Genomic DNA, 15,196 nt, shown 5'->3' with positions numbered 1-15,196 from the left:
CGGTCAATGCGACATTCCTCTTAGCGTCCTGTCACATGATTGTCATGTCATTGTTTCCTAATGCGTTTCAAAATATTGCACAGATAAAGGCGTTGACCGCCAGCATCGCAATACTGCCGTTTGAGTAGCTGATCGGCAGTTTGAATACCCCTGTGAACGAGACCCATGATGATCAAGAAACTGCACAAACCCATTGTCGGCGCCATATTGGGCAGCGTAGTGATGTCTGCTCAAGCGGATTTTATCGACGACAGCCATGCCGACCTTACGTTGCTCAATCGCTACCTTAATCAGCAGGGTCGCGGTATAGATGGCAATAACAATCCTAGTAAAGCAGCCAAAAGCTACCGGGACTGGGGGCAGGGCTTTCAGCTCAACTTCAAGTCTGGCTACACCGAAGGCGCCGTTGGCGTTGGTCTGGATGTTGAGGGCTTCTATGGCCTCAAACTCGACTCCGGCGGCGACCTGAACGACAAGAGCAATCAAAGCCGTTACCCTGGTAGCATGTTCCCGCTGGATAACGGCAAGTCCGCCAATGACTTCGCCGTGCTGACCCCTACCCTCAAAATGCGCTTCCTTAAAGATGAGTTGCGTGTGGGCGGGCTGTATCAAAACAACCCGATGCTGGCCAATACCGATGGGCGTCTGTACCACCAGACCAATACCGGGGCGCAGTTGGTTTCCAAGGATTTGTCAGACTTCACCTTTACCGGTGGCGATATCATTCGGACGAAAATCCGCAACGAAACCAACGACAGTGGCATGATCACCGGTGGCGGCGCCAAACTCAGTGATCGCTTCCTCTATGGCGGCGCCGATTACACGGGCATTGCCGACACCACATTGAGCCTGTGGTACTCCAACCTGCAGGATTACTATCAGCAAGCCTTTATCGGTGCCAAGCACATCACTCAACTACCCGTCGGTAGCCTCGCCAGTGATTTCCGTGGTTACCGCAGCCTGGGCATAGGCGGCAACGCCAATGGCGACAGTGACTTTGCAACCAATGGCTACTACGGTAATGGCCTGAGCAAAGGGCGGATCAACCAGTCGACTATTAGCTTGATGGAAAGCTATAGCCTGGCAGGCCACACCTTAGGTTTGGGCCTTCAGAAAAACACCGGCGACAGCGACTTCCCTTATCTGGACTCAGGCCTGAACAGCGGTGACGCCCGTCAGGGACCGGGTGCGGGCGCTGACACCCCAGCGCTGACCAACATGCAATTGAACAAGTTCCAACACGCCGGCGAGCGTACTTGGCTTGCGCAGTACAAGTATGATTTTGGCCAGTTGGGCGTCAAAGGATTGGGCTTCGCAGCCACTTATGCCCATGGTGATCAGATCAGAGTGGCCAGCGGTGGTGACAGCGAATGGGAACGCAACCTTGCGTTGAGCTACCAAGTGCCTGAGGGGAAACTGAAGGGCCTGGGTGTTACCTGGAAGAACGCCAGGGCCAACCCGAGTATTACCGGGCAGACCCTGCAGGACGAAAATCGCTTCTACGTGAGCTATATCGTACCGCTGTGGTAATACACAGCCAGGCATGAACGCTGTCAAGGCGACGTAATCCGGCTTACCCATGCTTCGCGTGGGTAAGCCGCCTTAAAATGAACAGGTTGACTGTTGGCGCAACCGCGAAAACTCCCGCTCGAAAAGCAAGGAATCCTTGAAGAGGCATTCGTCGAATTCAAATCCACTGGGCTTTGCCTCATACTCTGCGCTGAGATATGACGATACCAGCACCTTGACCTCACGAATCCCCCCAAGGAGCCCGATACGCTGATGCTGCCTTCCCCCCTTAAAATCCTTACCAATCCCGCGCGGCTGCACACACAGAAATGGCGTGGGCGCGTTGGCCTGTGCCTGGTTGCCGGTCTCTCGGTATTGGCAGGCATGACGGATGCGATCGGTTTTATGGCAACCGGTGACTTCGTATCGTTCATGAGCGGCAACACCACCCGCCTGGCCGTGGCCATAAGCGAAGGCGACTTCGGGCTTATGCTGCGACTGCTTATCGTCGTTGCCACGTTTATCGGCGGCAATACACTGGGCATTGTCGTAAGCCGAATGACGGGGCGACGCGCCCTTCCCTTGCTGCTGTGCATCGCTGCGTTGTTATCCGCTGCGGCAGCCTTGCCATTGACCGCTCAACTGCCAGCACTGTTGGCCGCTATTATCGCCATGGGCATGCTCAACGCCGCCGTCGAAGAGGTCAATGGCTTCCCTATTGGCCTGACTTACGTGACAGGCGCACTCTCACGATTCGGCAGAGGATTAGGCCGGTGGATGCTGGGAGAGCGAAGAAATGGATGGCGAGTTCAGTTGATACCCTGGACCGGCATGTTTGCAGGTGCGGTGATCGGCGCCCTGCTTGAGCAGCAACTGGGTATGAAAGCTCTATTGTTCAGCGGCTTGCTTTCTGCCGTTTTGGGGTTTGCCGCACTGAAAATCCCACGCCGCTGGCAACTGGCTTATATGCCTAAATAAGGGTAATCAGCACTCCCCCCGCTTTTCCAGACTGCGCAGCAGCTTGCAGGGGGCATGGTCATACCATGACGACTCTATTGCCCACGACCTACATTGCCCCAAATAAGGGAACCGGGAAACTTATCCGCACCCTTCTGGTTCAATGTACTCATTAGCATATGACCCGATCATGTTTCCCGGTGCGTAGAGAGCACCTGAAAAAGACCCGCTGTGTAGCGCTTCAACCCTCCTCCGCTTAGCGATCTCTGGATAGAAAGACGTCCATCCGACACTGGCATGAAACCTGCTTTAGTCCTGACAAACCTGTAGAAATCTCCTATAGGACGTCCAGGCGTGGTCACCGACGACCACCTTCCAGTACTGGCGCAGGACGGGTGAACCAGGCAGCGCGGCTTCGGTTAATCACCCCACCACACATCCATGAATACCAGGCAAAGACGCCTGGAGCCGTCACACGGCTCCAGGCGTTTTTTTTGCTTTTTTTTCTGGCCATGCCACGGCAGCGGCTTCGACTGAGGAAAGGTTATGAACGCAACCGCCACCCCGATCAAGAGCGAAACACTGGTCGTCATCGGCAACGGCATGGTCGGCCATCATTGCGTCGAGCAGTTGATCGAGCATGGCGCGCTCGCCCACTATCACGTGCATGTGTTCGGTGAGGAGCGGCAGCGTGCCTACGACCGCGTCCACCTCTCAGAGTACTTCGGCGGTCGTGATGCAGAGTCCCTCGCACTTGGTGAGGCCGATCTGTATGCCCGCCACGGTGTGCAGCTGCACCTCGGCGTGCAAGTGCTCGACATCGACCGCGAGCGCAAGGAAGTAGTCACCAGCGCCAGACGCCAGGCTTATGACCGATTGGTGCTGGCCACCGGCTCCTATCCCTTTGTGCCGCCGATCCCCGGTGCCGAAGGCCGCTCCCGGTTGGTCTACCGTACTCTGGACGACCTAGACGCCATCCGCGAGGCGGCTACCAATGCCCGACGTGGCGTGGTGGTAGGTGGCGGCCTGCTCGGCCTTGAAGCCGCCAATGCACTGAAGTCCCTGGGGCTGGAAGCCCATGTCGTTGAATTCGCCCCACAACTGATGCCGGTGCAACTGGACGCCTCAGGTGGCGAAGCACTGCGGGCACGGATCGAGACCCTGGGCGTCGGTGTGCACCTTTCGCGAGCGACCCAGGAGATCGTTATCGGTGAAGAGTATGCCTACCGCATGAACTTCAACGGTGGCGAATTCCTTGAAACCGACCTGATCGTATTCTCTGCCGGGATCCGCCCGCAGGACGCTATCGGCCGTAGCGCCGGGCTGGACGTGGCACCGCGTGGCGGCCTGGTCGTGGACAATCATTGCCGCACCAGCGACCCCTACATCTTCGCCATCGGCGAGTGTGCGTCCTGGAACGGCAGCATCTTTGGTCTGGTCGCGCCGGGCTACAGCATGGCGCGTAACGTTGCCGCGCAACTCGCGGGTCAGCATTACGACCCCTTTACCGGCGCAGACATGTCGACCAAGCTCAAGCTGCTGGGCGTTGATGTCGGTTCTATCGGCGACGCTCACGCGGCGACTCCCGGCGCCAAGAGCTACCGCTTTATCGACGAGGCCAGCGCCAGCTATCGCCGCCTGGTGGTCTCTGCCGATGGCAAGCATGTGCTGGGCGCGGTACTGATCGGCGATAACAGCTATTACGACACCTTGCTGCAATACGCGCAGAACGGCATAGCGCTGCCCAAGGACCCGTCCAGCCTGATCCTGCCGCTGTCAGACGGCGCACCGACACTCGGTGCCGATGCGCTGCCGGACACCGCCACTATTTGCTCCTGCCATAACGTTACCAAGGGCGCGGTGTGCTGTGCGGTCGACGCAGGTTGCACCGACCTCGGCGAACTCAAGGGCAAGACCAAGGCAGGCACTGGCTGCGGCGGTTGCAGCGCACTGCTCAAGCAGGTCTTCGAGCACGAGCTCAGTGCCCGTGGCGTCGCCGTCGACAAAAGCCTCTGCGAGCACTTCGCCCATACCCGTCAGGAACTGTACGCCCTGGTACGGGTGGAAGGCATCATTAGCTTCGACGAAATGCTCGCCAAACATGGACGTGGCCACACCGGCTGCGATATCTGCAAACCCGCTGTGGGCTCGATTCTCGCCTCATGCTGGAACCAGCCGATCATGGACCCATTGTTGGTGCACCTGCAGGACACCAACGACACATTCATGGCCAACATGCAGAAGAACGGCACCTATTCGATCATCCCGCGCATCGCCGCCGGCGAAATCACCCCGGACAAGTTGATCGCCCTGGGCGCTGTCGCGAAGAAATACGACCTCTACACCAAGATCACTGGCGGCCAGCGCATCGATCTGTTCGGCGCCCAATTGCATCAGTTGCCGGACATCTGGGGCGAACTGATCGAGGCCGGTTTCGAGACCGGACACGGCTACGGCAAGTCATTGCGTACGGTCAAATCCTGCGTCGGCAGCACATGGTGTCGTTATGGCGTTCAGGACAGCGTGAGCATGGCGCTGCTCCTGGAGAACCGCTACAAGGGCCTGCGCGCACCGCATAAATTCAAGCTTGCGGTTTCCGGCTGCACCCGCGAATGCGCCGAGGCGCAGAGCAAGGACGTTGGGGTGATCGCTACCGAGAAAGGCTGGAATCTCTATGTCTGTGGCAACGGAGGCATGCGCCCGCGTCACGCCGAATTACTAGCCACGGACCTGGATGACCAAACCCTATTGCGCTACGTCGACCGGTTCCTGATGTTCTACATCCGTACTGCCGACAAACTGCAACGCACCTCTGTCTGGCGCGAAAGCCTGGACGGCGGCCTGGACTACCTCAAAGACGTCATCATCAACGACAGTCTGGGGCTTGGGGCTGAGCTGGAATCGCAAATGCAACTGGTCATTGACCGGTACGAATGCGAATGGGCAAACGCTATCAATGACCCGGAAAAGCTCAAGCGCTTCCGGACCTTCGTCAACGATGAGCGCGGTGACCCGGATATCCATTTCGTCAAAGAACGAGGCCAGCGCCGCCCGGTGCATGCTAACGAACTCCACCTGATTCCCGTTACCCAGGAGGTGCTCTGATGAGCCAGTCAAACGTCGTCCGTATCGAACCCCGCCACGCTATTGAAAGCCCTGCGCAATGGCAGATGCTGTGCAGCCGCCAAGACCTGGTGGCCAATTCCGGCGTCGTCGCCTGGCTCGATGGCGCCCAGGTCGCGTTATTTCACCTGCCTGACAGTCTGGGCAAGACCCTCTACGCCATCGACAACCTCGACCCAAAGTCAGGCGCCAACGTCATTGGCCGTGGCATCGTCGGCAACCTTAAGGGCGAGTTGGTGATTGCCTCACCCCTGTACAAACAGCACTTTCGTCTCGAAGACGGCAGCTGCCTGGAATATCCAGAGCAGAGCCTGCGTGTCTGGCCCGTACGTTTGAACGGGGATGCCGTAGAGATCGGAGTAAGCGCAGCGCGCTAGCTTTAAACAGTGGAAACAGTCCTGACCCTACGACCTGTGCCGCAGCGTCAGGGCGGTTCGCGGCCACCTATAAGAATGGTAGTGGAGAAACCCGCATGAAGACCGTTGCGCAACTGCTCAAGTTAAAAGCCATCCACAATCAACATGTCCATACCATCACTCCAGACCAGATGGTGCTAGAGGCGCTGCGGGTGATGGCCGAGAAAAATATCGGCGCTCTACCGGTGATAGAAGACGGTCAAGTGGTGGGCGTAATCAGCGAGCGAGACTACGCACGCAAGATCGTTCTCCAGGGCCGCTCCTCCATCGGCACGTCTGTCAGAGCCATCATGAGCTCGCCCGTGGTGACGGTGAACTCCCACCAAAGTATCGAGACGTGCATGGGGGTTATGACCGATAGCCACCTGCGCCATTTACCCATCGTGGAAGACGGACAACTGCTCGGCCTGCTGTCCATTGGTGACTTGATTAAAGAGGCGATAGCCGAGCAGGCTGACCTGATCCGGAAACTGGAACAGTATATTCGCGGGCATTAAACTGACCGTTATTCCGACCGATCAAAAAAGAATACAACCGGACCCAACTGACGACAGAGCCGTATTGGGCCTCAGGTCATCATTGGCTAATGTTTGTAGATCATATATTTGCCGCGCCCGGTCTTTTTAGCTTGATACATCACTCTGTCTGCGGCGCGCAGGAGATTATCCGCAGAGCTTTCCCTGTCCCACAGTGCTATCCCGATCGAAACGTCCACGATGCACGATGTGCCGAAAATAAAAAATGGAGTTTTCAGTGCATCGATACATTTAGCGGCGATGGTGCTGACAGCCTCTTCGGCATTGTCCTCAAGGTCACTGAGCAGCAAAACAAACTCGTCACCACCAATACGCGCCAGGGTATCGGACTCTCGCAGAGTACTGGCGAAGCGCTTCGCAACCTGCCGCAACACCTCGTCACCAGCCTCGTGGCCGAGCGTGTCGTTGATATTCTTGAAACCATCAAGGTCCATGAATAATAGGCCGACCTGTGTTTCATCACGGCGCGCGCGCTAATACCTGACGAAGCCGCTCAGAAAGATGCGCTCTATTGGGCAACCCCGTCAGCGTGTCGTGATGAGCCATGCGGGTAAGTTCAGTTTGATGGTCGTTGAGTTTGATCAATAAACGATTGAACGCCGATATCAAGTGCCCAACTTCATCATCGCGGACGACAGGCAAGGGTTCGAGCGGCAACTCGTCCCGCGTCATGCGGTCGGCATGCTCTGCCGCATAAAACAAATGGCGGAGGACGAAATACAGCCCGGTAGTGGAGAGAATAGCGAATACCAAAATAGCGAAGACTGCATTTTTAATCAAAAAATGCTGCATCCGCCCCACCGTCGCAAACGCCTCACTGCTCGGCACTCGGCCGACGACAAACCAGCCCGTGCTCGGGACAGACACCATCGCAGCGACCTCTTCAACACCCTGCTCGTTGACCGTTATCCCGGTACCGCGAAAGCCCGCCATGGCCCGATCATGAAGCACATTGACGCCGGGGGGCGGTGTGGGTTTGAGCACACTATCAAGTTCAGAGGAGGCGACAAATAACTTATCTCTCGGGGAGACAAGCAAGAACCCACCCGTTGCATTACCAATTCGACTCTGGAGTAACGAATCAAGAAACCCGGGGGCAGCCAGTGCCGTAACACCCACCAAAACAGCTTGAACCTCACCGTTTTCGCTTCTGACCGGAGCAGAGATCGGCAGAACCGGTTCTTTTGCAGAACGGCCAACCACAGGACGACCGACAAACGAAGCACCGCCTAATCCAGCTTTAATATAGTCACGGTCAGAATAGTTGATCGTCAGTGGATCACGCAGAACAGGATAATCCGCGATTGGAACGCCATTAGGCGTTACCACGAATAGACCTGCCGAGAACAACGTTTGGTAGTCGAAGTGCTCTTTCAGCCATGCATGTAGTTGCTCAGGCTGCGCAAGCAAACGCGTCGGCAAGGCGGCGGCAAGGCGTCCAAGCAAGACCTGGCGCTGAACAATCTTCCCATCAATATCGTGGGCAACATAAGTCGCCAACGCTAATTGTTGGTTTTCCACTACCGCGCTCAAATCCTCACGCAAAAAATGAGTCAGCACGAAATAGCGAACGACTGCACCAGAGATCACAATGCACAGCGCCAGTACCAACAGCCGAGTAACGATGCTATTGAAAATGCGGGGAAGGCTTGTGCGCACATAATATTTTTTTGGCATCTTGGGAGTTTACCCGAGGAGCCGCGTTTTTTGTGCACTGGAACAGGCGCAAAGGCAGAGTTTGCTATCAGTTCGCCATTAACTATCCAGGACTTATGCCCTATGACGGCCTGGATCGAAAACAGAGGCTGCTATGTGGCAATGTATCGCGCCAAAGAGAACCGGCGCGATAGCATTGTTCAACCGTTGACAGGTGCCCAGAATTCAGCGATGGCGCACATTAGAACGCATCACCGGGTACACGGACCCATCCTTCCATCAATACGCGAGCACTGCGGCTCATGATGGCCTTGGTCACCGTCCACTCACCATTGACCTGGCTGGCTTCAGCACCCACGCGCAGGGTGCCCGAGGGGTGACCGAAGCGCACAGCGCTACGTGCACCACCGCCAGCTGCCAGGTTCACCAGCGTGCCCGGAATCGCCGCAGCGGCACCAATGGCCACGGCGGCCGTGCCCATCATGGCGTGATGCAGTTTGCCCATTGAGAGCGCACGCACGAGCAGGTCGGCGTCACCGGCAGTCACCCGTTTGCCGCTGGACGACACGTATTCGGCTGGCTTGGCGACGAAGGCGATCTTCGGTGTGTGCTGGCGCTTGGCGGCTTCAGCAATATCCTGAATGAGGCCCATACGCAACGCGCCATAAGCGCGAATCGTCTCGAACATCGCCAGTGCCTTGGAATCGCCGTTAATCGCGTCCTGCAGCTCGGTGCCCGTATAGCCGATGTCTTGCGCGTTAACGAAGATAGTCGGGATGCCAGCATTGATCATCGTGGCCTTGAATGTGCCAACACCCGGCACTTCAAGATCGTCCACGAGGTTACCGGTGGGGAACATCGAGCCGCCCGCGCCCTCTTCGTCGGCTGCCGGGTCCATGAATTCCACCTGCACTTCGGCAGCGGGAAAGGTCACGCCATCGAGTTCGAAGTCACCGGTTTCCTGGACAGCACCATCGGTGATAGACAGGTGCGCGATGATGGTCTTGCTGATATTGGCCTGCCAGATGCGCACGGTCGCCATGCCGTTGTGCGGGATGCGACTGGCGTCAACCAGACCGCTGCTGATGGCGAACGCGCCGACGGCGGCAGACAGGTTGCCGCAGTTGCCGCTCCAGTCAACGAACGGCTTATCGATGGACACCTGACCGAACAGGTAATCGACATCGTGATCGGTTTTTTTGCTCTTGGACAGGATGACCGTTTTGCTGGTGCTCGAGGTTGCCCCGCCCATGCCGTCGATCTGTTTGCCGTAAGGATCCGGGCTGCCAATCACGCGCAACAACAGTGCATCGCGCGCCGCGCCGGGGACCTGTGCGGAGACGGGAAGGTCTTGCAGGTTGAAAAACACACCTTTGCTGGTACCGCCACGCATGTAGGTGGCGGGGATCTTGATCTGGGGTACGTAAGCCATAGAAATAGTGTCCTGATAAGACTCAGGCGCAACGTTGCCGTCGCGCCTGAGTATGTTGCTTAGACAGCTGCCGTCGATTCAAGGAAGTCCTGAGCGAAACGCTGCAGGACACCGCCAGCCTCGTAGATCGACACTTCTTCGGCTGTGTCGAGACGGCAGGTGACCGGCACCTCGACACGCTCGCCGTTCTTGCGATTGATCACCAGGGTCAGCGTGTTACGCGGGGTACGCTCGCCGATGACGTCGAAGGTTTCGGTGCCGTCGATGCCCAGTGTCTTGCGATCAACGCCCGCCTTGAACTCCAGTGGCAACACGCCCATGCCGACCAGATTGGTGCGGTGAATGCGCTCGAAGCCTTCAGCCGCGATGGCTTCCACGCCAGCCAGACGTACGCCCTTGGCAGCCCAGTCACGGGAAGAGCCCTGACCGTAGTCAGCACCGGCGATGATGATCAGCGGCTGCTTGCGCTCCATGTAGGTCTCGATAGCTTCCCACATGCGCATGACCTTGCCTTCTGGCTCGACGCGGGCCAGCGAACCCTGTTTGACCTTGCCGTTTTCCTGAACCATCTCGTTGAACAGCTTCGGGTTGGCGAACGTGGCGCGTTGCGCGGTCAAGTGGTCACCCCTATGAGTCGCGTAGGAGTTGAAGTCCACCTCTGGCAGGCCCATCTTGGCCAGGTACTCACCGGCCGCGCTGTCGAGCATGATGGCGTTCGACGGCGACAAGTGGTCGGTGGTGATGTTGTCCGGCAGCACCGCCAGCGGGCGCATACCCTTGAGCGGACGAGCGCCAGCCAACGCACCTTCCCAGTACGGCGGACGGCGGATATAGGTGCTCATTTCGCGCCAGTCGTACAGCGGTTTTACTTTGGGACCGGTGTCTTCCTGGATAGCGAACATCGGGATGTAGACCTGGCGGAACTGCTCCGGTTTTACCGAGGCCTTGACCACTGCGTCGATCTCTTCGTCGGTCGGCCAAATGTCCTTCAGGCGAATTTCCTTGCCGTTGGCATCCAGGCCCAGCACATCCTTCTCGATGTCAAAGCGGATGGTCCCGGCAATCGCGTAAGCCACCACCAGCGGCGGCGAAGCCAAGAATGCCTGCTTGGCGTACGGATGGATCCGCCCGTCAAAGTTACGGTTACCCGAGAGTACCGCGGTGGCATACAGGTCGCGATCGATGATTTCCTGCTGGATCACCGGATCCAGCGCGCCAGACATGCCGTTACAGGTGGTGCAAGCGAAAGCCACGATACCGAAGCCTAATTGCTCCAGTTCGCTAGTCAGGCCGGCTTCATCCAGGTACAACGCAACGGTCTTCGAACCGGGCGCCAGGGAAGACTTGACCCAAGGTTTACGGGTCAGCCCCAGCTTGTTGGCGTTACGCGCCAGCAGGCCAGCGGCGATGACGTTGCGTGGGTTGCTGGTGTTGGTGCAACTGGTGATCGCCGCGATGATTACCGCACCATCCGGCATTTGCCCAGGCACCTCATCCCAATGGCCGGCGATGCCTCGGGCCGCGAGGTCCGAGGTGGCCACACGGGCGTGGGGGTTGCTCGGGCCCGCCATGTTGCGAACCACCGAGGACAGATCAAAGGTCAGCCCACGTTCGTATTGGGCGCCCTTCAGGCTGTCGCCCCAAAGGCCGGTCAGTTTTGCGTAACTCTCGACCAGTTTCACCTGCTCGTCTTCACGGCCGGTGAGCTTGAGGTAGTCAATGGTCTGCTGGTCAATATAGAACATCGCTGCGGTGGCGCCGTATTCCGGGGCCATGTTGGAGATGGTCGCGCGATCACCAAGAGTCAGCTTTGATGCCCCTTCACCGAAGAACTCCAGCCAGGCGCCGACTACCTTTTGCTGGCGCAGGAACTGAGTCAACGCCAGCACCATGTCAGTGGCGGTGATGCCCGGTTGCAATTTGCCGGTGAGTTCGACGCCGACAATTTCAGGCAGGCGCATCCAGGAGGCACGGCCGAGCATGACGCTTTCGGCTTCAAGGCCACCGACACCGATGGCGATCACGCCCAACGCATCGACGTGCGGGGTGTGGCTGTCGGTGCCGACGCAGGTGTCGGGGAACGCCACGCCATCACGCACTTGGATCACTGGAGACATTTTCTCCAGGTTGATCTGGTGCATGATCCCATTGCCCGGCGGGATCACGTCGACATTCTTGAAGGCTTTTTTGGTCCAGTTGATGAAGTGGAAGCGGTCTTCATTGCGACGATCTTCGATGGCGCGGTTCTTTTCGAACGCCTTGGGATCGAAGCCGCCGGACTCAACGGCCAGGGAGTGGTCGACGATCAATTGGGTCGGCACGACCGGGTTGACCAGCGCGGGATCGCCGCCTTGGGAGGCGATCGCATCACGCAGGCCGGCGAGGTCGACCAGCGCCGTCTGACCGAGAATGTCGTGACACACCACACGGGCCGGGAACCACGGAAAGTCGAGATCGCGCTTGCGCTCGATAAGCTGGTTCAGCGATGCGGTCAACGTAGCCGGGTCGCAACGGCGTACCAGGTTCTCGGCCAGCACGCGCGATGTATAAGGAAGTGTGTCGAAGGCCCCAGGCTTGATTCCGTCCACCGCCGCGCGCGTGTCGAAATAATCCAATCGGGTGCCGGGTAAAGATTTGCGGTATTCAGTGTTCATGGCGTTGGGACTCAATCACGGAATGTTCAGGGATGGGCGGGGAGCACCGAAGATCACGGTCCACTCCCCTTTTCCCAATCAGCGTTGTTCGATGGGCACGAACTTGCGCTGTTCGACGCCGATGTATTCGGCACTCGGGCGGATGATGCGGTTATTGCCACGCTGTTCGAACACGTGAGCGGCCCAGCCGGTCAGGCGTGAGCAAACAAAGATCGGCGTGAACAGCTTGGTCGGGATACCCATGAAGTGGTAGGCCGAGGCATGGTAGAAGTCAGCGTTCGGAAACAGTTTTTTCTGTTCCCACATGGTTTTGTCGATGGCTTCGGACACGGGGTACAGCACGGTGTCGCCCACCTCATCGGCCAGTTTTTTCGACCAACCCTTGATCACTTCGTTACGCGGGTCGGACTCTTTATAGATCGCGTGACCGAAGCCCATGATCTTGTCCTTGCGCTCAAGCATGCCCAGCGTGCCTTTAACGGCTTCTTCGGCAGAACCGAAGCGCTCGATCATTTCCATCGCTGCTTCGTTGGCGCCGCCATGCAGCGGGCCGCGCAATGAACCAATGGCTGCGGTGATGCAGGAATACAGGTCCGACAGCGTCGAGGCACAAACCCGTGCGGTAAAAGTCGAGGCATTGAATTCATGCTCGGCGTACAAAATCAACGAAACGTCCATCACCTTGCGGTGCAGTTCGCTCGGTTTTTTATCCAGCAGCAGGTGCAGGAAATGCCCGCCGATGGACTCTTCGTCCGTCACGCAATTAAGGCGTACGCCGTCATGACTGAACCGATACCAGTAGCACATGATGGCTGGGAACGCCGCCAGCAGGCGATCCGTGACGTCATGCTGCTGCGCAAAACTCGCTTCTGGCTCCAGGGTGCCGAGCATCGAAGCACCGGTACGCATGACGTCCATTGGGTGGGTCTCGGCAGGAATGCGCTCAAGCACTTCCTTCAAGGCTTGCGGCAGATCACGCAAACCTTGCAGCTTGTTCATGTACGCCGAAAGTTCGGTCTTGGTCGGCAGCTCGCCGTAAAGCAGCAGGTAAGCCACTTCTTCAAAACGCGCCTCGGCGGCCAATTCACGCACGTCGTAACCACGGTAGGTCAGGCCGGCTCCGGCCTGCCCAACAGTGGACAATGCGGTCTGCCCCGCCACCTGGCCTCGCAGGCCAGCCCCACTCAACACTTTTGCTTCAGCCATTGCTTTCTCCAATCTTGAATTTATTTGGGAATCGGCAATCCGGTCCAGACGACGTTACGCCTGGACCGGCACCCAGAATCACTTCTTCTGCGCGAACAACGCATCGAGTTTCTGCTCGAAGATGTGGTAATCAATGGCGTCGTAGAGCTCCATACGGGTCTGCATGGTGTCGATGACATTCTTCTGCGTGCCGTCGCGGCGAATCGCGGTGTAGACGTTCTCTGCAGCCTTGTTCATGGCGCGGAACGCTGACAACGGGTAGAGCACCAGAGAGACATCGGCCGACGCCAGCTCATCAGTGGTATACAACGGTGTAGCACCGAACTCGGTGATGTTGGCCAGGATCGGCGCGCCAACCTGGGCAGCAAACAGCTTGTACATCGCCAGCTCGGTGATAGCTTCCGGGAACACCATGTCAGCGCCCGCTTCAACGCAGGCCGCAGCCCTTTCCAGTGCCGACTCCAGCCCTTCGACGGCCAGTGCATCGGTACGCGCCATGATCACGAAGCTATCATCGGTGCGCGCATCGACGGCGGCCTTGATACGGTCGACCATCTCTTGCAGGGACACGATTTCTTTGTTCGGGCGATGGCCGCAACGCTTGGCGCCGACCTGATCTTCGATATGGATCGCCGCTGCGCCGAACTTGATCATCGACTTGACCGTACGCGCCACGTTGAACGCGGAAGAGCCGAAACCGGTGTCTACGTCCACCAGCAATGGCAGGTCGCAGACGTCGGTGATACGACGCACGTCGGTCAGCACGTCATCCAGGCCAGTGATGCCCAGGTCCGGCAAGCCGAGCGAACCTGCTGCCACGCCGCCACCCGAGAGATAGATGGCTTTGAAACCGGCGCGCTTGGCCAGCAGTGCGTGGTTGGCATTGATCGCGCCTACCACTTGCAATGGATGTTCGCTGGCGACGGCATCACGGAAACGTTGACCGGGAGTAGTTTTGGCGGTACTCATTTTTCACCTCGGGCTGTCGGTTGGGGAGCGGCCTGATAATGGCGCTCGATGTTGCGTTTGGATGCGCTGATATGGCGGCGCATTAACAGTTCGGCCAGTTCGCCGTCACGCTCGGCAATGGCATCAAGAATACGGTGGTGTTCGGCAAACGCCTGACGCGGACGATTGGGCGTCGCAGAGAACTGGATGCGGTACATGCGCACCAGTTGATAAAGCTCGCCACAGAGCATTTGGGTCAGCGTGCGGTTGCCGCTGCCTTGAATGATCCTGTAATGGAAATCGAAATCGCCTTCTTGCTGGTAGTAGCCCACACCGGCCTTAAAAGCGGCATCTTGTTCATGGGTATCGAGGACGCGGCGCAATTCGTCGATCTCTTCGACGGTCATGCGTTCGGCGGCCAGACGACAAGCCATGCCCTCCAGCGATTCGCGAATTTCATACAACTCGATGAGCTCGGCGTGGCTCAGGGAAACCACACGAGCGCCCACATGGGGGATACGCACCAACAAGCGTTGCCCTTCGAGGCGATGGATCGCTTCACGCAGCGGTCCGCGGCTGATGCCGTAGGCGCGCGCCAGCTCTGGCTCGGAAATCTTGCTGCCGGGTGCGATCTCTCCACGCACGATGGCCGACTGGATACGCCGGAACACATGCTCGGAGAGGGTACCGGACTCCTCGCCTACAACCTGGGTTTCTGCAAGAACTTCCATTACATTGTCGACACATTGGCAATTAGAT

The 15,196-nt window shown here is 58.0% G+C and carries 12 protein-coding genes; 5 read left to right on the top strand and 7 right to left on the bottom strand.

Going from position 1 to position 15,196, the window contains the following annotated elements:
- The first annotated feature begins 168 nt into the window (after window positions 1-168).
- The 5 genes from RHM55_RS23955 (at window position 169) to RHM55_RS23935 (ending at window position 6,502) form a co-directional block, all read left to right on the top strand.
- Window positions 169-1,530, top strand: coding sequence for an OprD family outer membrane porin (locus tag RHM55_RS23955; RefSeq protein ID WP_322178631.1), 1,362 nt, complete (start codon window positions 169-171; stop codon window positions 1,528-1,530).
- A 252-nt stretch (window positions 1,531-1,782) separates the two neighbouring features.
- Window positions 1,783-2,487: a YoaK family protein gene (locus RHM55_RS23950; protein ID WP_322178630.1), complete on the top strand. Its 705-nt coding sequence runs from the start codon at window positions 1,783-1,785 to the stop codon at window positions 2,485-2,487.
- A 525-nt stretch (window positions 2,488-3,012) separates the two neighbouring features.
- On the top strand, window positions 3,013-5,571 hold the full coding sequence (nirB, locus tag RHM55_RS23945) for a nitrite reductase large subunit NirB (protein WP_322178629.1): 2,559 nt from the start codon (window positions 3,013-3,015) through the stop codon (window positions 5,569-5,571).
- Window positions 5,571-5,966 (top strand): nitrite reductase small subunit NirD, encoded by a 396-nt coding sequence (gene nirD / locus RHM55_RS23940; protein WP_322178628.1) that lies wholly within the window; start codon window positions 5,571-5,573, stop codon window positions 5,964-5,966. Before nirB ends, nirD begins: the two co-directional genes overlap by 1 nt.
- Before the next feature lie 95 nt (window positions 5,967-6,061).
- Entirely contained in the window at window positions 6,062-6,502 is a 441-nt protein-coding gene (locus RHM55_RS23935; RefSeq protein ID WP_322178627.1) for a CBS domain-containing protein, read from the top strand.
- An 86-nt stretch (window positions 6,503-6,588) separates the two neighbouring features.
- On the opposite strand, the gene RHM55_RS23930 is transcribed toward RHM55_RS23935, so the two are convergent.
- The 7 genes from RHM55_RS23930 to RHM55_RS23900 form a co-directional block, all read right to left on the bottom strand.
- Window positions 6,589-6,975: a GGDEF domain-containing protein gene (locus tag RHM55_RS23930; protein WP_322178626.1), complete on the bottom strand. Its 387-nt coding sequence runs from the start codon at window positions 6,973-6,975 to the stop codon at window positions 6,589-6,591.
- Window positions 6,976-7,000: 25 nt separating this feature from the next.
- Window positions 7,001-8,218 (bottom strand): cache domain-containing protein, encoded by a 1,218-nt coding sequence (locus RHM55_RS23925; protein ID WP_322178625.1) that lies wholly within the window; start codon window positions 8,216-8,218, stop codon window positions 7,001-7,003.
- A 220-nt stretch (window positions 8,219-8,438) separates the two neighbouring features.
- Window positions 8,439-9,629, bottom strand: coding sequence for a 2-methylaconitate cis-trans isomerase PrpF (gene prpF / locus RHM55_RS23920; protein ID WP_322178624.1), 1,191 nt, complete (start codon window positions 9,627-9,629; stop codon window positions 8,439-8,441).
- 59 nt (window positions 9,630-9,688) lie between these two features.
- Window positions 9,689-12,283 (bottom strand): Fe/S-dependent 2-methylisocitrate dehydratase AcnD, encoded by a 2,595-nt coding sequence (gene acnD, locus RHM55_RS23915; RefSeq protein ID WP_322178623.1) that lies wholly within the window; start codon window positions 12,281-12,283, stop codon window positions 9,689-9,691.
- Window positions 12,284-12,361: 78 nt separating this feature from the next.
- Complete coding sequence (gene prpC / locus RHM55_RS23910) at window positions 12,362-13,489, bottom strand: 2-methylcitrate synthase (RefSeq protein ID WP_322178622.1); 1,128 nt, start codon at window positions 13,487-13,489, stop codon at window positions 12,362-12,364.
- Between the two features lie 78 nt (window positions 13,490-13,567).
- Window positions 13,568-14,458 carry a methylisocitrate lyase gene (gene prpB / locus RHM55_RS23905; protein ID WP_322178621.1) on the bottom strand — a complete coding sequence of 297 codons (891 nt, stop codon included), beginning with the start codon at window positions 14,456-14,458 and terminating at the stop codon, window positions 13,568-13,570.
- Window positions 14,455-15,168 carry a GntR family transcriptional regulator gene (locus RHM55_RS23900; protein ID WP_322178620.1) on the bottom strand — a complete coding sequence of 238 codons (714 nt, stop codon included), beginning with the start codon at window positions 15,166-15,168 and terminating at the stop codon, window positions 14,455-14,457. The genes prpB and RHM55_RS23900 overlap by 4 nt, the downstream gene beginning before the upstream one ends.
- Window positions 15,169-15,196: the final 28 nt, after the last annotated feature.

The sequence above is a fragment of the Pseudomonas sp. MH9.2 genome (assembly GCF_034353875.1).
Classification (GTDB): Bacteria; Pseudomonadota; Gammaproteobacteria; order Pseudomonadales; family Pseudomonadaceae; genus Aquipseudomonas.
This window is presented reverse-complemented; position numbering and strand designations above follow the sequence as displayed.